The organism is Mycobacteroides abscessus ATCC 19977, from assembly GCF_000069185.1.
GTDB lineage: Bacteria > Actinomycetota > Actinomycetes > Mycobacteriales > Mycobacteriaceae > Mycobacterium > Mycobacterium abscessus.
Genome location: NC_010397.1, coordinates 1,960,780 through 1,978,286, shown reverse-complemented (window position 1 = coordinate 1,978,286; position 17,507 = coordinate 1,960,780). Strand labels below are relative to the sequence as shown.

General features: G+C 66.5%; 17 protein-coding genes. 8 read left to right on the top strand and 9 right to left on the bottom strand.

Annotated elements, in window-relative coordinates; translation table 11 throughout:
• Positions 1 to 53: 53 nt before the first annotated feature.
• Positions 54 to 1,865: an AMP-dependent synthetase/ligase gene (locus MAB_RS10125; protein ID WP_005080244.1), complete on the top strand. Its 1,812-nt coding sequence runs from the start codon at positions 54 to 56 to the stop codon at positions 1,863 to 1,865.
• Here MAB_RS10125 and MAB_RS10120 read toward each other — a convergent pair.
• The 5 genes from MAB_RS10120 to MAB_RS10100 form a co-directional block, all read right to left on the bottom strand.
• Positions 1,844 to 2,521, bottom strand: a complete 678-nt coding sequence (locus tag MAB_RS10120) for a class I SAM-dependent methyltransferase (protein ID WP_005080245.1) — start codon at positions 2,519 to 2,521, stop codon at positions 1,844 to 1,846. The genes MAB_RS10125 and MAB_RS10120 overlap by 22 nt on opposite strands.
• Positions 2,522 to 2,587: 66 nt before the next feature.
• The gene (locus tag MAB_RS10115; RefSeq protein WP_005086655.1) at positions 2,588 to 3,745 is read right to left on the bottom strand and encodes a glycosyltransferase family 4 protein; all 1,158 of its coding nucleotides are present in this window, start codon (positions 3,743 to 3,745) and stop codon (positions 2,588 to 2,590) included.
• Positions 3,746 to 3,764: 19 nt separating this feature from the next.
• A complete protein-coding gene (locus tag MAB_RS10110; protein ID WP_005110481.1) occupies positions 3,765 to 4,937 on the bottom strand; it encodes a hypothetical protein in 1,173 nt (390 codons plus the stop codon).
• A gap of 32 nt (positions 4,938 to 4,969) precedes the next feature.
• Positions 4,970 to 6,076, bottom strand: a complete 1,107-nt coding sequence (ripC, locus tag MAB_RS10105) for a peptidoglycan hydrolase RipC (protein ID WP_255764541.1) — start codon at positions 6,074 to 6,076, stop codon at positions 4,970 to 4,972.
• 221 nt (positions 6,077 to 6,297) lie between these two features.
• Positions 6,298 to 6,519: a hypothetical protein gene (locus tag MAB_RS10100; protein WP_005074915.1), complete on the bottom strand. Its 222-nt coding sequence runs from the start codon at positions 6,517 to 6,519 to the stop codon at positions 6,298 to 6,300.
• Between the two features lie 114 nt (positions 6,520 to 6,633).
• On the opposite strand from MAB_RS10100, the gene MAB_RS10095 reads away from it, so the two are divergent.
• Positions 6,634 to 7,362 (top strand): class I SAM-dependent methyltransferase, encoded by a 729-nt coding sequence (locus MAB_RS10095; protein ID WP_005080253.1) that lies wholly within the window; start codon positions 6,634 to 6,636, stop codon positions 7,360 to 7,362.
• Between the two features lie 37 nt (positions 7,363 to 7,399).
• Positions 7,400 to 9,202, top strand: coding sequence for a DEDD exonuclease domain-containing protein (locus MAB_RS10090; RefSeq protein WP_005110479.1), 1,803 nt, complete (start codon positions 7,400 to 7,402; stop codon positions 9,200 to 9,202).
• Here the strand turns inward: MAB_RS10090 and trpD are convergent.
• Positions 9,174 to 10,247 carry an anthranilate phosphoribosyltransferase gene (trpD, locus tag MAB_RS10085; protein WP_005080256.1) on the bottom strand — a complete coding sequence of 358 codons (1,074 nt, stop codon included), beginning with the start codon at positions 10,245 to 10,247 and terminating at the stop codon, positions 9,174 to 9,176. The two genes, MAB_RS10090 and trpD, sit on opposite strands and share 29 nt — an antisense overlap.
• 190 nt (positions 10,248 to 10,437) lie before the next feature.
• Here trpD and ctaE point away from each other — a divergent pair, with 190 nt between their 5' ends.
• The 5 genes from ctaE (at position 10,438) to MAB_RS10060 (ending at position 15,261) form a co-directional block, all read left to right on the top strand.
• Positions 10,438 to 11,058 (top strand): aa3-type cytochrome oxidase subunit III, encoded by a 621-nt coding sequence (gene ctaE, locus MAB_RS10080; protein ID WP_012296491.1) that lies wholly within the window; start codon positions 10,438 to 10,440, stop codon positions 11,056 to 11,058.
• On the top strand, positions 11,059 to 11,946 hold the full coding sequence (gene qcrC / locus MAB_RS10075) for a cytochrome bc1 complex diheme cytochrome c subunit (protein WP_005086661.1): 888 nt from the start codon (positions 11,059 to 11,061) through the stop codon (positions 11,944 to 11,946).
• Between the two features lie 2 nt (positions 11,947 to 11,948).
• Entirely contained in the window at positions 11,949 to 13,118 is a 1,170-nt protein-coding gene (gene qcrA, locus MAB_RS10070) for a cytochrome bc1 complex Rieske iron-sulfur subunit (RefSeq protein ID WP_005093315.1), read from the top strand.
• The gene (gene qcrB / locus MAB_RS10065; RefSeq protein ID WP_005096648.1) at positions 13,115 to 14,755 is read left to right on the top strand and encodes a cytochrome bc1 complex cytochrome b subunit; all 1,641 of its coding nucleotides are present in this window, start codon (positions 13,115 to 13,117) and stop codon (positions 14,753 to 14,755) included. Before qcrA ends, qcrB begins: the two co-directional genes overlap by 4 nt.
• A 68-nt stretch (positions 14,756 to 14,823) precedes the next feature.
• Positions 14,824 to 15,261: a PPOX class F420-dependent oxidoreductase gene (locus tag MAB_RS10060; RefSeq protein WP_005110475.1), complete on the top strand. Its 438-nt coding sequence runs from the start codon at positions 14,824 to 14,826 to the stop codon at positions 15,259 to 15,261.
• On the opposite strand, the gene MAB_RS10055 is transcribed toward MAB_RS10060, so the two are convergent.
• The 3 genes from MAB_RS10055 to MAB_RS10045 all read right to left on the bottom strand — a co-directional run bounded on the left by MAB_RS10055 (position 15,258) and on the right by MAB_RS10045 (position 17,503).
• Positions 15,258 to 15,980 (bottom strand): DUF2561 family protein, encoded by a 723-nt coding sequence (locus MAB_RS10055; RefSeq protein ID WP_005110473.1) that lies wholly within the window; start codon positions 15,978 to 15,980, stop codon positions 15,258 to 15,260. The two genes, MAB_RS10060 and MAB_RS10055, sit on opposite strands and share 4 nt — an antisense overlap.
• Positions 15,980 to 16,846 carry a membrane protein gene (locus MAB_RS10050; RefSeq protein WP_005093292.1) on the bottom strand — a complete coding sequence of 289 codons (867 nt, stop codon included), beginning with the start codon at positions 16,844 to 16,846 and terminating at the stop codon, positions 15,980 to 15,982. The genes MAB_RS10055 and MAB_RS10050 overlap by 1 nt, the downstream gene beginning before the upstream one ends.
• 237 nt (positions 16,847 to 17,083) lie before the next feature.
• The gene (locus MAB_RS10045) at positions 17,084 to 17,503 is read right to left on the bottom strand and encodes a cytochrome c oxidase subunit 4 (protein ID WP_005060801.1); all 420 of its coding nucleotides are present in this window, start codon (positions 17,501 to 17,503) and stop codon (positions 17,084 to 17,086) included.
• Between the last annotated feature and the right edge of the window lie 4 nt (positions 17,504 to 17,507).

Sequence of the window (17,507 nt, the reverse complement as noted above, 5' to 3'; positions counted from 1 at the left end):
AGGAAATGCGGCAACGTCTTCGACGATCTTGAGGCCCCGACTAGTCTAGGCGGGTGCGAGAGTTCAGCGTTCCTGCCCCGTTCACCGTCGAGGACAACGCATCGGTTGTTCGTGCCGTCTACGACTACGAGCGCGAAGACCCCAACCAGGCGGCATTCTCCCGGCTTATCGACGACACCTGGACGCCCGTCACCTACGCGGAGGCGGCGGCACAGATCCGCGCGGTGGCCAACGGTCTTATCGCCAAGGGCGTGGCCCCCGGCGATCGCGTGGCCCTGATATCGGCGACACGGTACGAATGGACGATCATCGACTACGCGGTGCTGTCGATCGGCGCCATCACCGTGCCGATCTACGAGACGTCCTCGGCCGATCAGGTCCGGTGGGTGCTGCAGGACTCGGCGGCGGTGGCGCTGTTCGTGGAATCCGATGCCCACGCCAAGATCGCCGAAGAACTCGCACCGGAACTGCCCAACCTGCGCACGGTGTTCCACATCGCCAGCACGAGCGCGCCCGCGGCCCTCGACGAGCTCGCCGAGGCCGGAGCCGGGGTGGACCCCGCCGAACTCGAGGGCCGGCTGGCCGCCATCAAGGCGACCGATCCCGCCACCCTCATCTACACCTCCGGCACCACCGGGCGCCCCAAGGGTTGCCAACTCACACATTCCAACCTGGTGTACGAAACTCGGGGCGCGCGTGCGGTTTTCCCCGACTACCTACAAAAGGGCAGCCGTACGCTGATCTTCCTGCCGCTGGCCCACGTACTGGCGCGTGGTATCGCGATGGCCTGCTTCCAGTCCAAGGTCAGCGTGGGATTCACCAGTGATATCAAGACCTTGGTGCCGACCTTCGGGATCTTCAAGCCGACCTTCATCGTCTCGGTGCCCCGCATCTTTGAGAAGGTCTACAACACCGCCCGCCAGAATGCCCAGAACGACGGCAAGGGAAAGATTTTCGACGCAGCCGCGGACACCGCCATCGAATACAGCGAGGCGCTGGACAAGGGCGGCCCGGGTATCGTGCTGCGCGCCAAGCGCGCCGCCTTCGACAAGCTGGTCTACGGCAAGCTGCGTGCGGCGCTCGGCGGCGAATGCGTGGCCTCCATCTCCGGTGGCGCCCCGTTGGGCGCCCGGCTGGGCCACTTCTATCGCGGCGTCGGGCTGACCATCTACGAGGGCTACGGCCTCACCGAGACGACGGCCGCCTGCGCGGTCAACGTCATCGGCGGGCTCAAGATCGGCAGTGTCGGAAGACCCTTGCCCGGAAACGCCGTGAAGATCGCCGAGGACGGCGAGCTGCTGGTGTCCGGTGGCGTGGTGTTCAGCGGTTACTGGAACAACGAGACCGCCACCAGCGAATCGATCGTGGATGGCTGGTTCCACACCGGCGACCTAGGCGCGATCGACGAGGACGGGTTCGTCACGATCACCGGCCGCAAGAAGGAAATCATCGTCACCGCCGGCGGCAAGAACGTCGCACCCGCCGTGCTGGAGGACCAGCTGCGTGCTCACCCGTTGATCAGCCAGGCCATGGCGGTCGGCGACAAGCAGCCCTTCATCGGTGCCCTGATCACCATCGACCCGGAGGCCATCGACGGCTGGAAACAGCGCAACGGAAAGCCAGCCGATGCCACCGTCGCCGACCTGGTCGAGGACTCCGATCTGCTCGCGGAGATCGGAACCGCCGTGAAGGCCGCCAACCAGGTTGTCTCGCATGCCGAAGCCATCAAGAAGTTCCGGATCTTGCCGGTCGACTTCACCGAGGCCACCGGCGAGATGACGCCGACACTCAAGGTGAAGCGCAACGTGGTGGCGGAGAAGTTCGCTTCCGACATCGACGCGATCTACGCGGGAGCACCCCAGTAACGCAGTCGATAGACGATGAAGCTGGGCGAGTCGACGACATTGCGCAGCTCAGCGGGAAACCGCCGTATCGCCTCAGCCGACGGACGCGGCTCTGAGATCCGCTCGATGAGCAAGCCGGCGTCGGCGAACGCATCGGCAACCTGGCCGAGTGGACGTCTCCAAAAGTGCTGAGTCACTTCGACATCCGCTTTGTTCCAGGTGTCGCTGACCAGCTGGTGCTGAAAGTAGCCGCCGCGCTGATCGGGCAGTGGCGCGCCGAAGGGATGGTCCAGCGAGATGACCACCCAACCCCCCGGGCGCAGTATGCGCGCGAAGGATGCCAGCGGCACCTGCCAATCGCGCAGATAGTGCAAGGCAAGTGAACACGTCACGCCGTCGAATGACCGCGGCTCCAACGGTAGGTCGTCGGCCAGATCGGCGACCATCAGCTTCGCCGCCGAACCACAGCGCTGGCGCGCCTGGTCAACCATCGCCGGGCTCAGATCCAGGCCGGTGACATCGGCCCCCTCCCCGAGCAGCCAGGCACACTGAGCACCGGAACCGCAGCCGGCGTCCAGCACCGAGCGGCCGGCCAGCGGACGCGGAATCAGCGAGCGCAGCGCCGGTCGCTCCAGCAGCCCGTTGAATGGCCCGTCATCGGTCGTGGCCGACCACACCGGAGCGAGCCTGTCGTATACGTCGCGCGTGTGCCGCGCGTGCTCTGCAGGGTCCACCGACCCAGGCTATGCGGACCCGCTGACCAGATCGGCGAACCGGGCGGCATGGTGATCCCAGCGCCACTGTTCGGTCACCCAGGCGCGTCCCGCCGCTCCCATCGCCGCGGCGCGGGCCGGGTCCACCAGGATCTGGACAATCGCGTCGGTGATGGCGGACACCGACCTGCCGTCGACGACGACGCCTGTTTCACCAGCGCGCACCGTTTCCGGCGCGCCTCCGGAATTTCCGGCCACCACCGGCACGCCGCAGGCCGACGCCTCCAGGAACACGATTCCCAGACCTTCGACATCGAGCCCTGCCCCGCGCGTGCGGCACGGCATCGCGAAGACATCGCCCATCGCATGATGGGCGGGAAGCTCCTCCCACGGCACTCCCCCGGTGAATACCACATGCTCATCGACACCGAAGCGATTTGCCAACGCCCGCAAGGGTTCCGCGTAAGGACCGCCGCCCACGATCACCAGCGCGGCACCGTCCACGCGTTCCCTGATCGCGGGCAACGCCTCGATCAGCATGTCCTGTCCCTTGCGCGGAACGAGACGGGACACGCATACGATGGTCGGCCTGTCGCCGAGCCCGTAGCGCTCTCGCAGCTCTTCACGTGCCGCCGGATCGGGGCAAAACCTATTGGTATCGACACCTGACGGCAAGTATTCGAGGGCTGCGCGCGGGCCGAAGGCAGAGGCGAAACGGCCGCGGGTGTAGCGGCTGACATAGGTGATCACATCGGTGCTCTCGCCGATCTGCCGCAATGCGGACCGGGCCACCGGAAGCATGGACCAGCCCACCTCGTGGCCATGTGTGCTGGCGGCCGTCACGGCGGCTCCTGCCGCCTTCGCAGCGGAGGACAGCAGCGCCAGCGGCGCCGCAGCGCCGAACCACACCACATCGGCGTGCTGCGCGCGGATGAGGTCTACCATGCGCCGACGAACGCCGGGACCCGGAAGCATCAACGAGGTCGGGTGCCGCACCACCTGATATTCGGCGGCAGCGTCGTAGCGCTCGCACCCCTTCCATCGAGGCGCGTAGACGGTGACCTCGTGCGATCCGGCCAGCCGGGACACCATCTCCTGCAGGTAGGACTGGATGCCTCCCGGCCTGGGCGGAAAATCGTTGGTGACCAACAGGATCCGTTGCCGCAGACCGCCAGGGTGAAATGTCACAGCACCCACCGTACTGCGCCTACCGCAGTCGGCGAGAGCCGAGCCAGCCCTGCCACTGACGCACCAGCGTTGCCTCGTCAACGCCCAGCGCCCGCTGGATCGCCGCCCCCCGGGGCTGCGGGGCAAGCCCGGCTCCGTCCCGATAGAGCCGCACCAGCCTGGGTTCACCGAACGTCTCGGCCACGTACTGCGCCACGGACCAGGCTTCCTCGTAGGCCTGAGTGCGGCGCGTCCCGGCATTGTCGAGTTCTTCGTCGGTGGGCAGATGGTCCGGGACCTGGCCGGAGGCAAGGGCATTCGCCAAGGTCGGCGCGGCGTTCCGGAACGGGGTACCGCTGCCTCGGCGCCCGTTGTAATCAGCGACTCCCTCGACCAGCCATAGCGGCGCATGATCACCGGTGACGGTGCGCGCCGCGGCATGGAAGAGCTCGTGACGCAGCACCACACGGAACTGGTCGGCCGGTAGCGCGGCCGCGCCGGGAGCAACCACCACCCGCTGCCCTACCGCGATGCCGCCGTCAACCCGGTCTGCCACCGCCGCGGCGGCGATGCCCTCGGTGTGTTCGCCACCGACAAGCGCTGCGAACTCCGCCTCGGTACCCGCCGCGACGAAGAGCACTCCCGGATATCCCTGTGGCCCCCAAAACTCCGACAGAGATCTCATCGCGCCGCCGACCTCGTCGGCAATCCGCGGGGCGAGCTGCGCACCGGGATGCCCGAGCACCACCACCTTCTTGTCGCCGACGTTCTTCCGCGTCTCGATCACCGGCCCGAACTGCCAGGGCACCGCTATCGCACTGACGTCCGATAACCGCCAGGCATCGTTGTCGCGCCGCACCCCGATGGTGACGGGGCGCTGGACACCGACCGTGTCCACACCGCTGACCGCATAGAACAGCTCGGCATCCAATGTCCATTGCTGGTGTGTAGCAATGGGATCGGCGGGCACGTCAGTCGCCGTCCGATACTCGAACGTATCGGTCTTGAGATGTATGAGATTGGCTTGCAGTCGCAGTTGCGCCGCGACGAATGTGGGATTGTCCGGGACTAGTACGGCTCGCAATGCCGCGACATCGTTACTACGCAGCGCCGTGGCGTAGCTGCCCAGCAGCGCCTGAATCGATGTGCGTGCATCGCCGGCCCGAGTGGCCGGTGCGGCGGGCCGTGTCGCGCACCCCCCGCACAGCGTCACGAAGACCACCGCGAGAAGCGGCGCGCAGCGACTCAGTAGCGGCGTGCGTTGTAGATCGGGCCGGATGATGTGATCGGCACGACCGCCACCGGAACACCGTAGGTGGAGGCGTGCACCATCATGCCGTTGCCGACATAGATACCTGTGTGCGAGGCGTCTCCGTAAAAGTTGATGACGTCGCCCGGCTGCAATTCACTCAGCGAGACGGGAGTACCGCCACGCGCCAGCGCCTGGCTGGAGTGCGGCAGCGACACACCCTGCTGGCCGTAGGCCCACATGACCAGGCCCGAACAGTCGAAGGCGTTGGGGCCGGAACCACCCCACGAGTAGGGTGCGCCGATCCGGGTCAGCGCCGCTGCGACAGCACCCGCGCCGGCCGGCGATCCGCCACCGCCGATGGCGGCCTCCGGGGCCGGTGCCGCGGCCGCGGCTTGCATCAGCGGCTCGGGTGCGTCGCCGGCCTCGCCCGGCTCCGCCGCGGGCGGCGGGGGCACCGGCGCCGGTGCGGCCAACTGGGCACGCTGACCGGGGCTCAGGGTGTTGTACTGCGACTTGACGACGGCGATCTGTACCTGCAGCTGGCTCTGCTTCGCCTGCAGCGACGCGCGCACATTCTTGGCCTGCTCGGCGGCCACCCGCGCCGCCTCGGCGGCGTCCCGGGACCGCTGCTCGGCTTCGTCGGCTGAGGTCTGGGCAGCGCGGTAGCTGTCCATCCGGCTGCGCATCTCACCTCCGACCGTGCGCTGTACCGATAGCTGATCGATCAGGTTCTGGGGGGAGTTGGACGTCAGCACGGCACCGTAGCCACTGGTGGTACCGCCCATGTAGGCGGCGACCATCGCCTTGTTGACGTCTACCTGGTAGGTGGACACCGCCATGCGTGCGGCCTTCGCGACGGCCTCATCGGCGAGAACCGTCTTCTCGGCGTCGCGCTGAGCGGCCAGCTTGGCATCCAAGTCGATCTTCGCCGTGTTAGCTGCTTCGGATGTTGCCTCGGCCTGACGAGACAGCTCGTTGAGCTTTTTGACGGCGTCGTTGTTGGGGTCCGCGGTCGCGGTCTGCGCGCCCGTAAATACCCCGCCGACCAGGGCCGCAGCAGTGACCGCAAGCATGGCGCGCCGGAGCGGAGAGGGCGTCAGTCGATCCGAGTGATTTCGAAGAAGACGCCCGACACTCACTGACTACATCCCTTTACTGCAATGTGATCGCCGCGAAGCACGGCGCCGATAGGTCTCAGATAGGTTACGAAATGGCATCGGCGTTGTCCACCGCAGTGTGGAACGACGTCAACGTCGCGTAAAGCGCCGGTTCTCCTCCCCGCTTCCGGGGTGGGCCATCACGTGCCTCATCCGAGTGTGCCTTATGCGACTCCGGCATCGGGCGTCTTCGCCGAAACAGGCGTGTCGTAAGTGCGTTGAATCGGCACCAGGCGCAGCTTGGGCGCCATCCCGGCCTCGGCTAAAACAGCCAGTGCGGCACGCTCGTCATCGGCGAGCGTCTGGGGTACCCCCAATAGCACGCTGACCACGCAGTCGTCGCATCCCGGCCCACGCATCGCGCAATCGTCGCAATCGATGAGCATGGCTCCTCCTAATCCCTTGAGTGGTTCTTTCGGGTTCGAGCGGACGGTAACCGCGCCCACCGACAAGTGGCCGCTCCCTGGCACGCTGGCGGTATGACGGATCAGCAACAGCCAGTGCACACCGACCGCCGCCGGGCCGAGTCGTTCGGAGGTTCCGCCGGCGCGTACGACCGGCACCGCCCGCGCTATCCAGAGCCGCTCATCGCTGAGCTCATGTCCGGGCGGCCGCGTGTGCTGGACGTCGGAGCGGGCACCGGGATCGCGGCGGCGCAGCTGGCGGCGGCCGGCGCGCAGGTGCTCGCCGTCGAACCGGATGCCCGGATGGCACAGGTGGCCGCCGCGAAGGGCATCGAGGTGGAGGTGGCCACCTTCGAGAACTGGCAGCCGCAGGGCCGCACATTCGATCTGGTGCTGTTCGCCCAGTCTTTCCACTGGGTGGAGCCGACCACCGCGCTACAGAAGGTACGGACCGTGCTGGCTCCGGCGGGCCGGCTCGCCCTGGTGTGGAACCGCATTGAGCCCACCGTCCCCACCCAGCACGATCTGGACACCGTCTACGCCGACTTCATGGACACCGCCCGACGACCGTCCATCGACACCGAGGACACGGTGACCCCGATCGTCGAAAAATCCGGATATCGCGTGCAGCACATGCACTTCCTGGAGCGGAGGCACTTCGCCACCCAGGCATATCTGGACATGGTGTTCACCTATTCCAATCACCTCACGCTCGACCCTGCACAGCGCGATGAGCTGCGGTCTCGGCTGGAGGAAAAAATCGGAGACGGCGGCGTCGACACCAAGAACGACGCGCTCGCCGTGATCTGCACGCCAGTGACCTGAGCCCGGCATGTCGGTCCCGCGTCCTACGGTTCAGGCCATGACGCGGCGTGATGCTCTGCACGCAAGCGGCCCATCGCAGCTGACCTTCGACGAGGTGGGCACGCTGCGCGACACCACCTTTGTGGTGGTGGACCTGGAGACCACCGGCGGCAGCGCGGAAAACGACGCGATCACCGAGATCGGCGCCGTGAAGGTGCGTGGTGGCGAGGTACTCGGGGAACTGGCCACCCTGGTCGATCCCCAGCGATCGCTACCGCCGCAGATCGTGCGCCTCACCGGCATCACCTCGGCGATGCTGGTCGACGCACCGCCGATCGCACAGGTACTGCCGGCTTTTCTCGAATTCGCCCGTGGTGCGGTACTGGTCGCTCACAATGCCGGCTTCGATATCGGGTTCCTCAAGGCGGCGGCACGGCAATGTGGAATCGACTGGCCACAGCCCGCCGTTCTGTGCACGGTCCGGCTGGCCCGCCGGGTGCTCTCCCGCGATGAGGCCCCGCGCGTCAGCCTGGGTGCGCTGGCGCAGCTGCTCGGCGCGTCCACCACACCCAACCACCGGGCTCTCGACGATGCCCGGGCCACCGTTGATGTCCTCCACGCGCTGATCTCCCGGGTCGGCAACCAGGGCGTCGGCACCATGGACGAGCTGCGGCGCTATCGCACCCAGGTGCCCAGCGCCCTGCGCGGCAAGCGCCGCCTGGCCGACGCAATGCCTTATGCCCCAGGCGTTTACCTATTCCGTGGACCATCGGGCGAGGTGTTGTACGTCGGCACCGCCGTCAATCTGCGCCGACGGGTACAGCAGTACTTCACCGGGGCAGATCCGCGCGGCCGGATGCGTGAGATGGTCACCATCGCGACCGCGGTGGACCATGTCATCTGCGCGCATCCACTGGAGGCGGCGGTGCGCGAGCTGCGGTTGTTGGGTGCGCACGCACCCCCGTACAACCGCAAATCCCGGTTCCCGCACCGCTGGTGGTGGGTGGTGCTCACCGAGGAGCCGTTCCCCCGATTCTCCGTCGTCCGCACTACTAACGGGCGGCCGACGCTCGGCCCGTTTCGCGCGCGCGGCGACGCGACAACCGCCGCACTGGTCCTTGCCCGGTTCACCGGTGTACGCACCTGCACCAACCGCATCGGAGCAGGCGGCAGACACGGCTCCGCTTGTGACGGCCAGTCGTATCCACACGACACTGCCTCGCCCTGCCCCGCTGCTGCCGGGGTGGACGCGACCGTCTACCGGGACGGGCTCGCCCCCATGCTCGCCGTCCTGGACGGCACACACGGACAACCGCTGCAGGCCATGTGCGACAGGGTTGCCGAGTTGGGTGCCCAGCGGCGCTATGAAACCGCTGCGCGGCAACGCGATGCGACCACGGCACTCATCGAGGTGCTGGCCCGCCAGCATCGTCTGCATGCCCTCGCACGCATCGAAGAGCTGATTGCCGCCCGCCCTGATGGCGAGGGCGGATGGCAGATCGCGGTGGTCCGGCACGGACAGCTTGCCGGGGCCGCGGTGGCCCGACGGGGTGTGCCGCCGATGCCGGTGGTGGCTGCGGCCTCCGCGTCCGCACAGGTGGTACTGCCCACCCCCGAACCGTTCGGCGGTGCCGCGCCCGAGGAGACCGGGCTGATCACCCGCTGGCTGGCCGAACCCGGAGTCCGCATCGTGTCCTCGACGGATGGCTATGCCGAGGCGACCGGATGTGCCGCATCGCTGCGGGATTGGGCCGCGGCGGCACGCAGTGCGCGCATGGCGGCCGCCCTTCACCAGGACGACTGGGGAATGGCCGAGCTGACTAGGGTCGCGCCTACTGCCCGGTCCCGAGTCGCTGGCTGACGGCTATCCACCTATCCAGTAATGCCGCCGCGGCTCCCGAATCGATCGCGGTGGATACCCGGGCGAGCGCGCTCTCCCACGCGGGTAACCATTGGGCGTCGCTGGCCAGTCCGGCGTGGGCGACCATGGCACCCGCGGCGTTGAGCAGCACCGCGTCCCGGACCGCGCCGGTGCCGCCGGCCAACACCGCCCGGACCTCGGCGGCATTGAACTCGGGATCGCCGCCGACCAGCTCCTCCAGTCGGGCACGCGCGAAACCGAAGGCCGCGGGATCGAACCGCAGCTTGTCGACGGTGCCCGCCTGCACCCGCCAGATGGTGCTGGTCGTGGTGGTGGTCAGCTCGTCGAGACCATCGTCACCGTGCACCACCAGCACGCTGGAGCCGCGGCCCGCGAAAACCCCGGCGGTGACCTCGGCCAGGTCGGCGAACGCGCATCCGATCAGACCCGCCCGCGGACGGGCCGGGTTGGTCAGCGGGCCAAGCAGATTGAACACTGTCGGGACGCCGATCTCGCGGCGCACCGCGGAGGCGTAGCGATACGACGGATGAAAATGCGGCGCGAAGCAGAATCCGATCCCCACCTCGGCGAGGCTGCGTACCACCTGCTCGGGCCCCAGGTCGATGCGCACACCCAGCTTCTCGAGCGTGTCGGCACCGCCGGCCAGCGAGGATGCCGCGCGGTTGCCGTGCTTGACCACGGGCACCCCGCAGGCCGCCACGACGATGGAGGCCATCGTCGACAGATTCACCGTGTTGGCCCCGTCACCGCCCGTGCCGACGATGTCGACGGCGTTCGCGCCGATCTGCGCACCCTGCGGATCCCCCGGAAACGTGATCGCGTGCGACAGCATGGTGTCGGCCAGCTCCCCGACCTCGTCGGAGGTCGGGCGCTTCATCCGCATCGACACCCCGAAGGCCGCGATCTGTGCCGGGGTGGCCGTCCCCGTCATGATCTGGTCCATGGCCCAGGCCGCCTGCCCCGCCGTCAGGTCACGGCGGTTGGTCAGCTCCCCCAATACCCGGGGCCAGGAATGTTCCAACACGCCGCAAATGCTCCCATGGAGGCGACGCAGACAACAAAGGACTAAATGCCTTCCGGGTCTGCCGCGACACGCCGGGCGCAGGTCATCGGCATCGCTCTCGCCAGAGGCCACACGTGTTGTGGAGAGTCGGTCACAAATCAATGTCGGACCCGGGTGGCTCTCGACAACTACAAAGCGTCATACTTACGACGTGACGACCGCAGCAGCCCCAGGATCGCCGGCGGGAACCGCCATTACCCAGCGCGTTCATTCACTGAATCGCCCCAACATGGTGAGTGTTGGCACCATTGTCTGGCTTTCCAGTGAGTTGATGTTCTTTGCTGGACTCTTCGCCTTCTACTTCACCGCCCGGGCGCAGTCCGGCGGTAACTGGCCCCCGGAGCCCACCGAGCTGAACCTTGGCCTGGCCATCCCCGTGACTGCGGTGTTGGTCGCCTCGTCGTTCACCTGTCAGATGGGTGTGTTCGCCGCGGAGCGCGGTGACGTCTTCGGGCTGCGTCGCTGGTACGTCATCACCCTCATCATGGGCACCTTCTTCGTGCTCGGGCAGGGCTACGAGTACATGAACCTCGTGCACGAGGGCACCACTATCGCGGGCAGCGCCTACGGTTCAACCTTCTACTTGGCCACCGGCTTTCACGGACTGCACGTTATCGGCGGTCTCGTCGCCTTCGTCTATCTGCTGATTCGCACCCGGATGAGTAAGTTCACTCCGGCCCAGGCGACCTCCGCGATCGTCGTGTCCTACTACTGGCACTTCGTCGACATCGTGTGGATCGCGTTGTTCGCCACCATCTACTTTGTCCGCTAAATGCCCGACGGCCCAAAGACCCAGCCCAGCCCGGTGAAGGGAGCACAACAGGTGAGCGTGGAGCCCGTAAAGGACACAGCCGCCAAGAATCGCGCACGCCGCAAGTTCCGCCGTCGCGTCTCAGCAGGTTTGCTGCTGCTGATCGCGCTGGTGGTTGCCGGCGGCTTGGCCTCTACCTTCACGCCCACCCCGCAGGTCGCGGTGGCCGACGAGGACAAGTCGGCTCTGCTGCGCACCGGTAAGCAGTTGTACGAGACCTCGTGCATCACCTGCCACGGCGCAAACCTCCAGGGTGTGCCGGACCGCGGGCCCAGCCTGATCGGCGTGGGCGAGGCCGCGGTGTACTTCCAGGTCTCCACCGGACGTATGCCGGCCATGCGTAATGAGGCTCAGGCCCAGCGCAAGGACCCGATCTTCGACGAGGAACAGACCGACGCCCTGGGCGCCTACATCCAGGCCAACGGCGGCGGCCCCCAGGTGATCCGCGACCGCGACGGCGCAGTGGCCCAGGAGTCGTTGCGCGGCAACAACATCGCCCGTGGTGGTGACCTGTTCCGTCTCAACTGCGCGTCATGCCACAACTTCACCGGCCGCGGTGGCGCACTCTCGTCGGGCAAGTTCGCCCCCGAGCTCGACCCCGCCACCGAGCAGCAGATTTACACCGCGATGCTGACCGGACCGCAGAACATGCCCAAGTTCTCGGATCGCCAGCTCACCGTTGATGAGAAGAAGGACATCATCGCCTACGTCCGCGCCTCGTCCGAGACCCCGGACCCGGGCGGTTACGGCCTGGGCGGCTTCGGACCGACGTCCGAGGGCATGGCCATGTGGATCATCGGCATCGTCGCCGCCATCGCCGCGGCACTGTGGATTGGAGCACGCGCGTGAGCGTGAGTGACGCTGACAAGCCAGAGATCCCGAGCGACGAGCAGCTCGCGGCCATGAGCCGTGACGAGCTGGTCAAGCTCGGCACCAACCTCGACGGCGTCGAGATTGTCTACCGCGAGCCGCGCTGGCCCGTCGAGGGCACCAAGGCCGAGAAGCGTGCCGAGCGTCTGGTGGCGCTGTGGTTCGCACTCGGTGGCGTGTTCGGCCTGGCCCTGCTCGGGGTCTTCCTGTTCTGGCCCTGGGAGTACAAGCCCTTCGGCGACCCGGGCAACGCGCTCTACAACCTGGCGACTCCGCTCTACGGTCTGACGCTGGGCCTGTCGGTGCTGTCGCTGGGTATCGGTGCCGTGCTGTACACCAAGAAGTTCATCCCGCAGGAGATCTCCATCCAGGACCGTCACGACGGCCCCGGCTCGGCCGAGGTGGATCGCAAGACCATCGTCGCCCAGCTGCAGGACACCCTGGACACCTCGACCCTGCCGCGCCGCAAGATGATCGTCCGGGCCCTCGGCTTCGGCGTCGGTGCCATGGGTGCCGGTACCGCCGTCGCCTTCATTGGCGGCATGATCAAGAACCCGTGGGCCAGGGTGGTTCCCACCGCCAACGGCAAGCAGCCGGTGCTGCTCACCAGTGGCTGGACCCCGCGCTACCACGGTGAGACCATCTACCTGGGCCGCGCCGTCGGCAGCAGCTCCAACGTGCTGCTCAAGATCCGCCCCGAGGACATCGACGCCGGCGGCATGGAGACCGTGTTCCCGTGGCGCGAGTCCGATGGCGACGGCACCACCGTCGAATCGCACGAGAAGCTGTCGCATATCCAGATGGGCATCCGTAACCCCGTGATGCTGATCCGCGTGCGCCCCACCGATATGCCCAAGGTGGTCAAGCGCAAGGGGCAAGAGAACTTCAACTACGGAGACCTCTTCGCCTACACCAAGATCTGCTCGCACCTGGGTTGCCCCACATCGCTGTTCGAGCAGCAGACCTACCGCATCCTGTGCCCGTGCCACCAGTCGCAGTTCGACGCACTGCACTTCGCCAAGCCCATCTTCGGGCCTGCCGCTCGTGCGCTGGCACAGCTGCCCCTCACCGTCGACAAGGACGGATACCTCGTCGCCAACGGCGACTTCGTTGAACCCGTCGGACCCGCATTCTGGGAGCGCAAATCATGAGCGACACAGCCCAAAAGCCCTCGCGCGCAGCCAAACAAGCCGAGGCGATGGATTCGCGGTATCACCTCGCTGCCGGTATGAAGCGGCAGATCAACAAGGTCTTCCCGACCCACTGGTCGTTCATGCTCGGTGAGATCGCGCTGTACAGCTTCATCGTTCTGCTGCTTTCGGGTGTCTATCTGACCCTGTTCTTCGACCCGTCGATGTCCGAAGTGACCTACAACGGCATCTATCAGCCGCTGCGCGGCGTGCAGATGTCCAAGGCCTACGAGACCACCCTGAACATCAGCTTCGAGGTGCGTGGTGGTCTGTTCGTGCGGCAGATCCATCACTGGGCGGCGCTGATGTTCGCGGCGTCGATCATGGTGCACATGGCCCGTATCTTCTTCACGGGTGCGTTCCGGCGTCCCCGTGAGGCCAACTGGGTCATCGGCGCGCTGCTGTTCATCCTGGCGATGTTCGAAGGTTTCTTCGGATACTCCCTGCCCGACGACCTGCTCTCCGGCACCGGTATCCGCGCGGCGCTTTCCGGCATCACCATGGGCCTTCCGCTGATCGGCACCTGGATGCACTGGGCGCTGTTCGGTGGCGACTTCCCCGGCAACATCCTGATCCCCCGTCTGTACGCCATGCACATCCTGCTGATCCCCGCGATCATCCTGGCGCTCATCGGTATCCACCTGGCCCTGGTCTGGTACCAGAAGCACACCCAGTTCCCCGGCCCGGGTGCGACTGAGAAGAACGTGGTGGGTGTGCGCATCCTCCCGGTGTTCGCCCTCAAGGGTGGATCCTTCTTCGCCTTCACCACCGCCATCCTGGCGCTGATGAGCGGTCTGCTGCAGATCAACCCCATCTGGGTGCTGGGCCCCTACAAGCCCTCACAGATCTCCGCGGGTAGCCAGCCGGACTTCTACATGATGTGGACCGACGGCCTGCTGCGCATCATCCCGGCTTGGGAGATCTACCCGTTTGGCCACACCATCCCCCAGGCCGTGTGGGTTGCGGTCGGAATGGGCTTGGTGTTCGGTCTGCTGATCGCATACCCCTTCCTCGAGAAGAAGCTCACCGGTGATGATGCCCACCACAACCTGCTGCAGCGGCCGCGTGACGCTCCGGTCAGGACGGCCATCGGCTCGGCGGCGATCTCGCTCTACATGTTGTTCACGCTCATGTGTATGAACGACATCATCGCGCTGAAGTTCCACATCTCGCTGAACGCGACGACGTGGATCGGTCGTATCGGCATGGTCATCTTGCCGGCGGTGGTGTACTACATCGCCTATCGCTGGGCCATCGGCCTGCAGCGCAGCGATCGCGCGGTGCTGGAGCACGGCATCGAGACCGGCATCATCAAGCGCCTGCCGCACGGTGAGTACATCGAGATCCACCAGCCGCTGGCCGGAGTCGATGAGCACGGCCATGCGATTCCGCTGGAGTACCAGGGGGCACCGGTGCCTCAGCGCATGAACAAGCTCGGGTCCGCCGGAGCACCGGGCACCGGCTCGTTCCTGTTCGCCGACCCCGCCGACGAACAACACGCACTGGCCGAAGCCGAACACGAGGCGCACCACAAGTCACTACTCGCGCTGAAGGAGTACCAGGACGGCGAGCCGTCGACCAACGGTCACGGCCACTAGAAGGCAGCTCTGACAGGTGCGCCCCGCATGCGAAAGCGTGCGGGGCGCACCTGTTTTAGGGTGGCTGTATGCGTGAGATGAGCCGAGAGGAATGGTGGGCCTTCGCCTCTGCGGGAACCCGTACCGGAATGCTCGGTCTGGTCCGTGCCAACGGCGCACCCATCGTCACACCCGTCTGGTTCGTACTGCATGAGGGACCCGAGGGAGACGAGCTGATCTTCAACACGGGAACCAACACACTGAAGGGCAAAGCGATTCGGCGCGACCCACGCATCTCGCTGGCGGTCGATGATCAGCGGCCGCCGTTCTCCTATGTGCAGTTCACCGCAGAGGCGCGGCTGACCAACGATCACGACGAGATGCTCGCCTGGGCGACCGCCATCGGCGGACGCTACATGGGCGCCGACAAAGCCGAGGAGTTCGGCCGGCGCAACGCGGTGCCCGAGGAGTCACTCGTCCGGGCGAAAATCACCACGGTGATCGCCCGCGCCGGCATCGCGGACTAAGACCCTGACGAGCCGAGCTCGCGCAGCTTCTTGAGCGTCACCCACGGAATGGCCCCCATCGCGCAGGTGATCACACCGGCGAAGACGAACGCGATGACGGCGGCGGTGTCGCTTTCCACTGCCAGCAGATAGGTGCCGGTCACCACCGCCAGCAATGCCAGGCCGATCGCGCCGGCGATCCCCACCGTGGCCCGCAACCACAGCCGGTTGATCACGGCTCTCTTCGCGGCCGCCTCAGTGGCTGCCCGGTACGCGGGAGACCCAGGACCGTTGTAGTCCTTGGGAACATGGCTCACGTGATCGGCGAGACCACCGAAGGTCTTGAGTTTCTCGGTCGACGCCTCCGTGGGAGGCGGTCCAGACGGCGCAGTGGCCCCACCGGAAGAATTGGCGCCCTTGGGTTTAGGGGCCGTTTTCGACGCACCGCGGGCGGTGCGCTGGGCAGCGCTCTTGCGGGCACGTAGCAACAGCGGCACGGCTCCGACGATAACGGCCAGCGATACCCCGATGACGATGTAGATGCCCCACGAAGACCCCGACGAACCCGAGTCCTCCCCCATTCCGGCGATCACCACGATGGCACCGACCAACATCCCGACGAACGCCAACCAGATGACCGCGCACAAGCCGATGAGCATCCGGTCAACGGACTCCGGCGATGACCGCCGCAGCGGGCCCGCGATTGCCTCCAGTGGCTTGGCCAATCGACCTGCTGGCATCAGCAGGTTGCCTGCGCCGAATTGTTGTTGTTGGAGGACAAAACCTGACCGTCGCTGGTGGTGATCGTGCAGTTGAGCTGACTCAGCCGCAGGAAGCTACTCGCCGACACCGATCCGATCTCCGAATTCGAAATGGGGGTAACCGTGATCGACCACGGGATGTACACATTCGGGTTCACCCGGGTGCGTCCCGAACCGTCGGTCCAGGTGATCGAGATGCGATCGAGCGGAGCCTTGGAACCGGTCACCGAGTACGTGATCTGCCGTGGCCCGGCCGGTGTCGTGGTAGTCGGGGGCGGAGGCGGCGGCGGTGTCGTCGTGGTGGTCACCGGCGGCGGCGCCTCATGCGTCGTCACCGGCGGAGGGGGCGGCGGTGGCGGCTCCACCGTCACCGTCTCGGTCACCACCGGCGGAGGCGGAGGAGGCGGCGGCTCGGTGGTCGGTGGAGGCGGCGGCGGTGGGGGCGGCGGGGTCGTGGTGGTGATGATCTCGTTCCACGGCGTGGTGCTCGGCGTTGGTATCACCGTGCTGCTCTTGGCCGCACCGTTGGTCTCATCCGAACGGCCCGCGACGAGCAAAGCAACGGAGGCGACCAGGGTGATGGCGGCGATGATCGCTGCCACGCCGACGACCCACGGCCACCGCGGCGGCGGCGGCTCCTCGCCATCGACGAGTTGGGTCTCGTACTCGTCGTAGGGCACGTATGGGCTGGTGAATTGCTCGGATTCGGGCGCCGAGTACGCCTGAGAATGAAACGCGGCAGAATCCGCCCCGGAAGAGTCGGGAGCCGCAGCTTCCTCATTCGGACCGTCCAGATCCGGAACTTCCCCGGGATTCCCCGACCCTGGGTTGTCCGTCCCACTCATCTACACAAGTTCCTTTTCGTCACTTCCCGCTCCCCGGCGAGCCACCTGCCTGAGGGGCCATGGCAACGATAGCCAACGCAATCCGGGGCGACGAATCCCGAAGGCCAGAAAAAACAAACTGACCACCGGATTGTTATCGAAAACGTGATGGTGCGCACGGCAATGTCCCACCAGCCACGGCCGTCCCACCGCAAAGTACGGGAGCGGCCATGGCTGACGGGCAAAATGCGAGATGAGCTAGTGCTTCTCCGCGCCGATGTGGTACTCGAAGACCAGGCCGGCGACCGCGCTGAGCACAAACACCGCACCGGCGGCGAGCAGCCACGGCAGCCACAGCGCCACGCCCACGGCAGTGGTGGCGGCGGCCAGCGCGATCATGATCGGCCACCAGCTGTGCGGGCTGTAGAAGCCGAGCTCTCCGGCGCCATCGGCGATCTCGGCGTCCTCGTAGTCCTCGGGACGGGTGTCCAGACGACGGGCCACGAACCGGAAGAACGTGGAGATGATCAGCGACAGACCCGTGGTCATCACCATGGCGGTGGTACCGGCCCACTCCACGCCGCCGTTGGCGTACATGGCGGTCAGCACCGCGTACACCACGGTGGCCAGGGCGAAGAATCCGGTGAGGATCTCGAAGAGTCGGGCTTCGATATGCATGCTG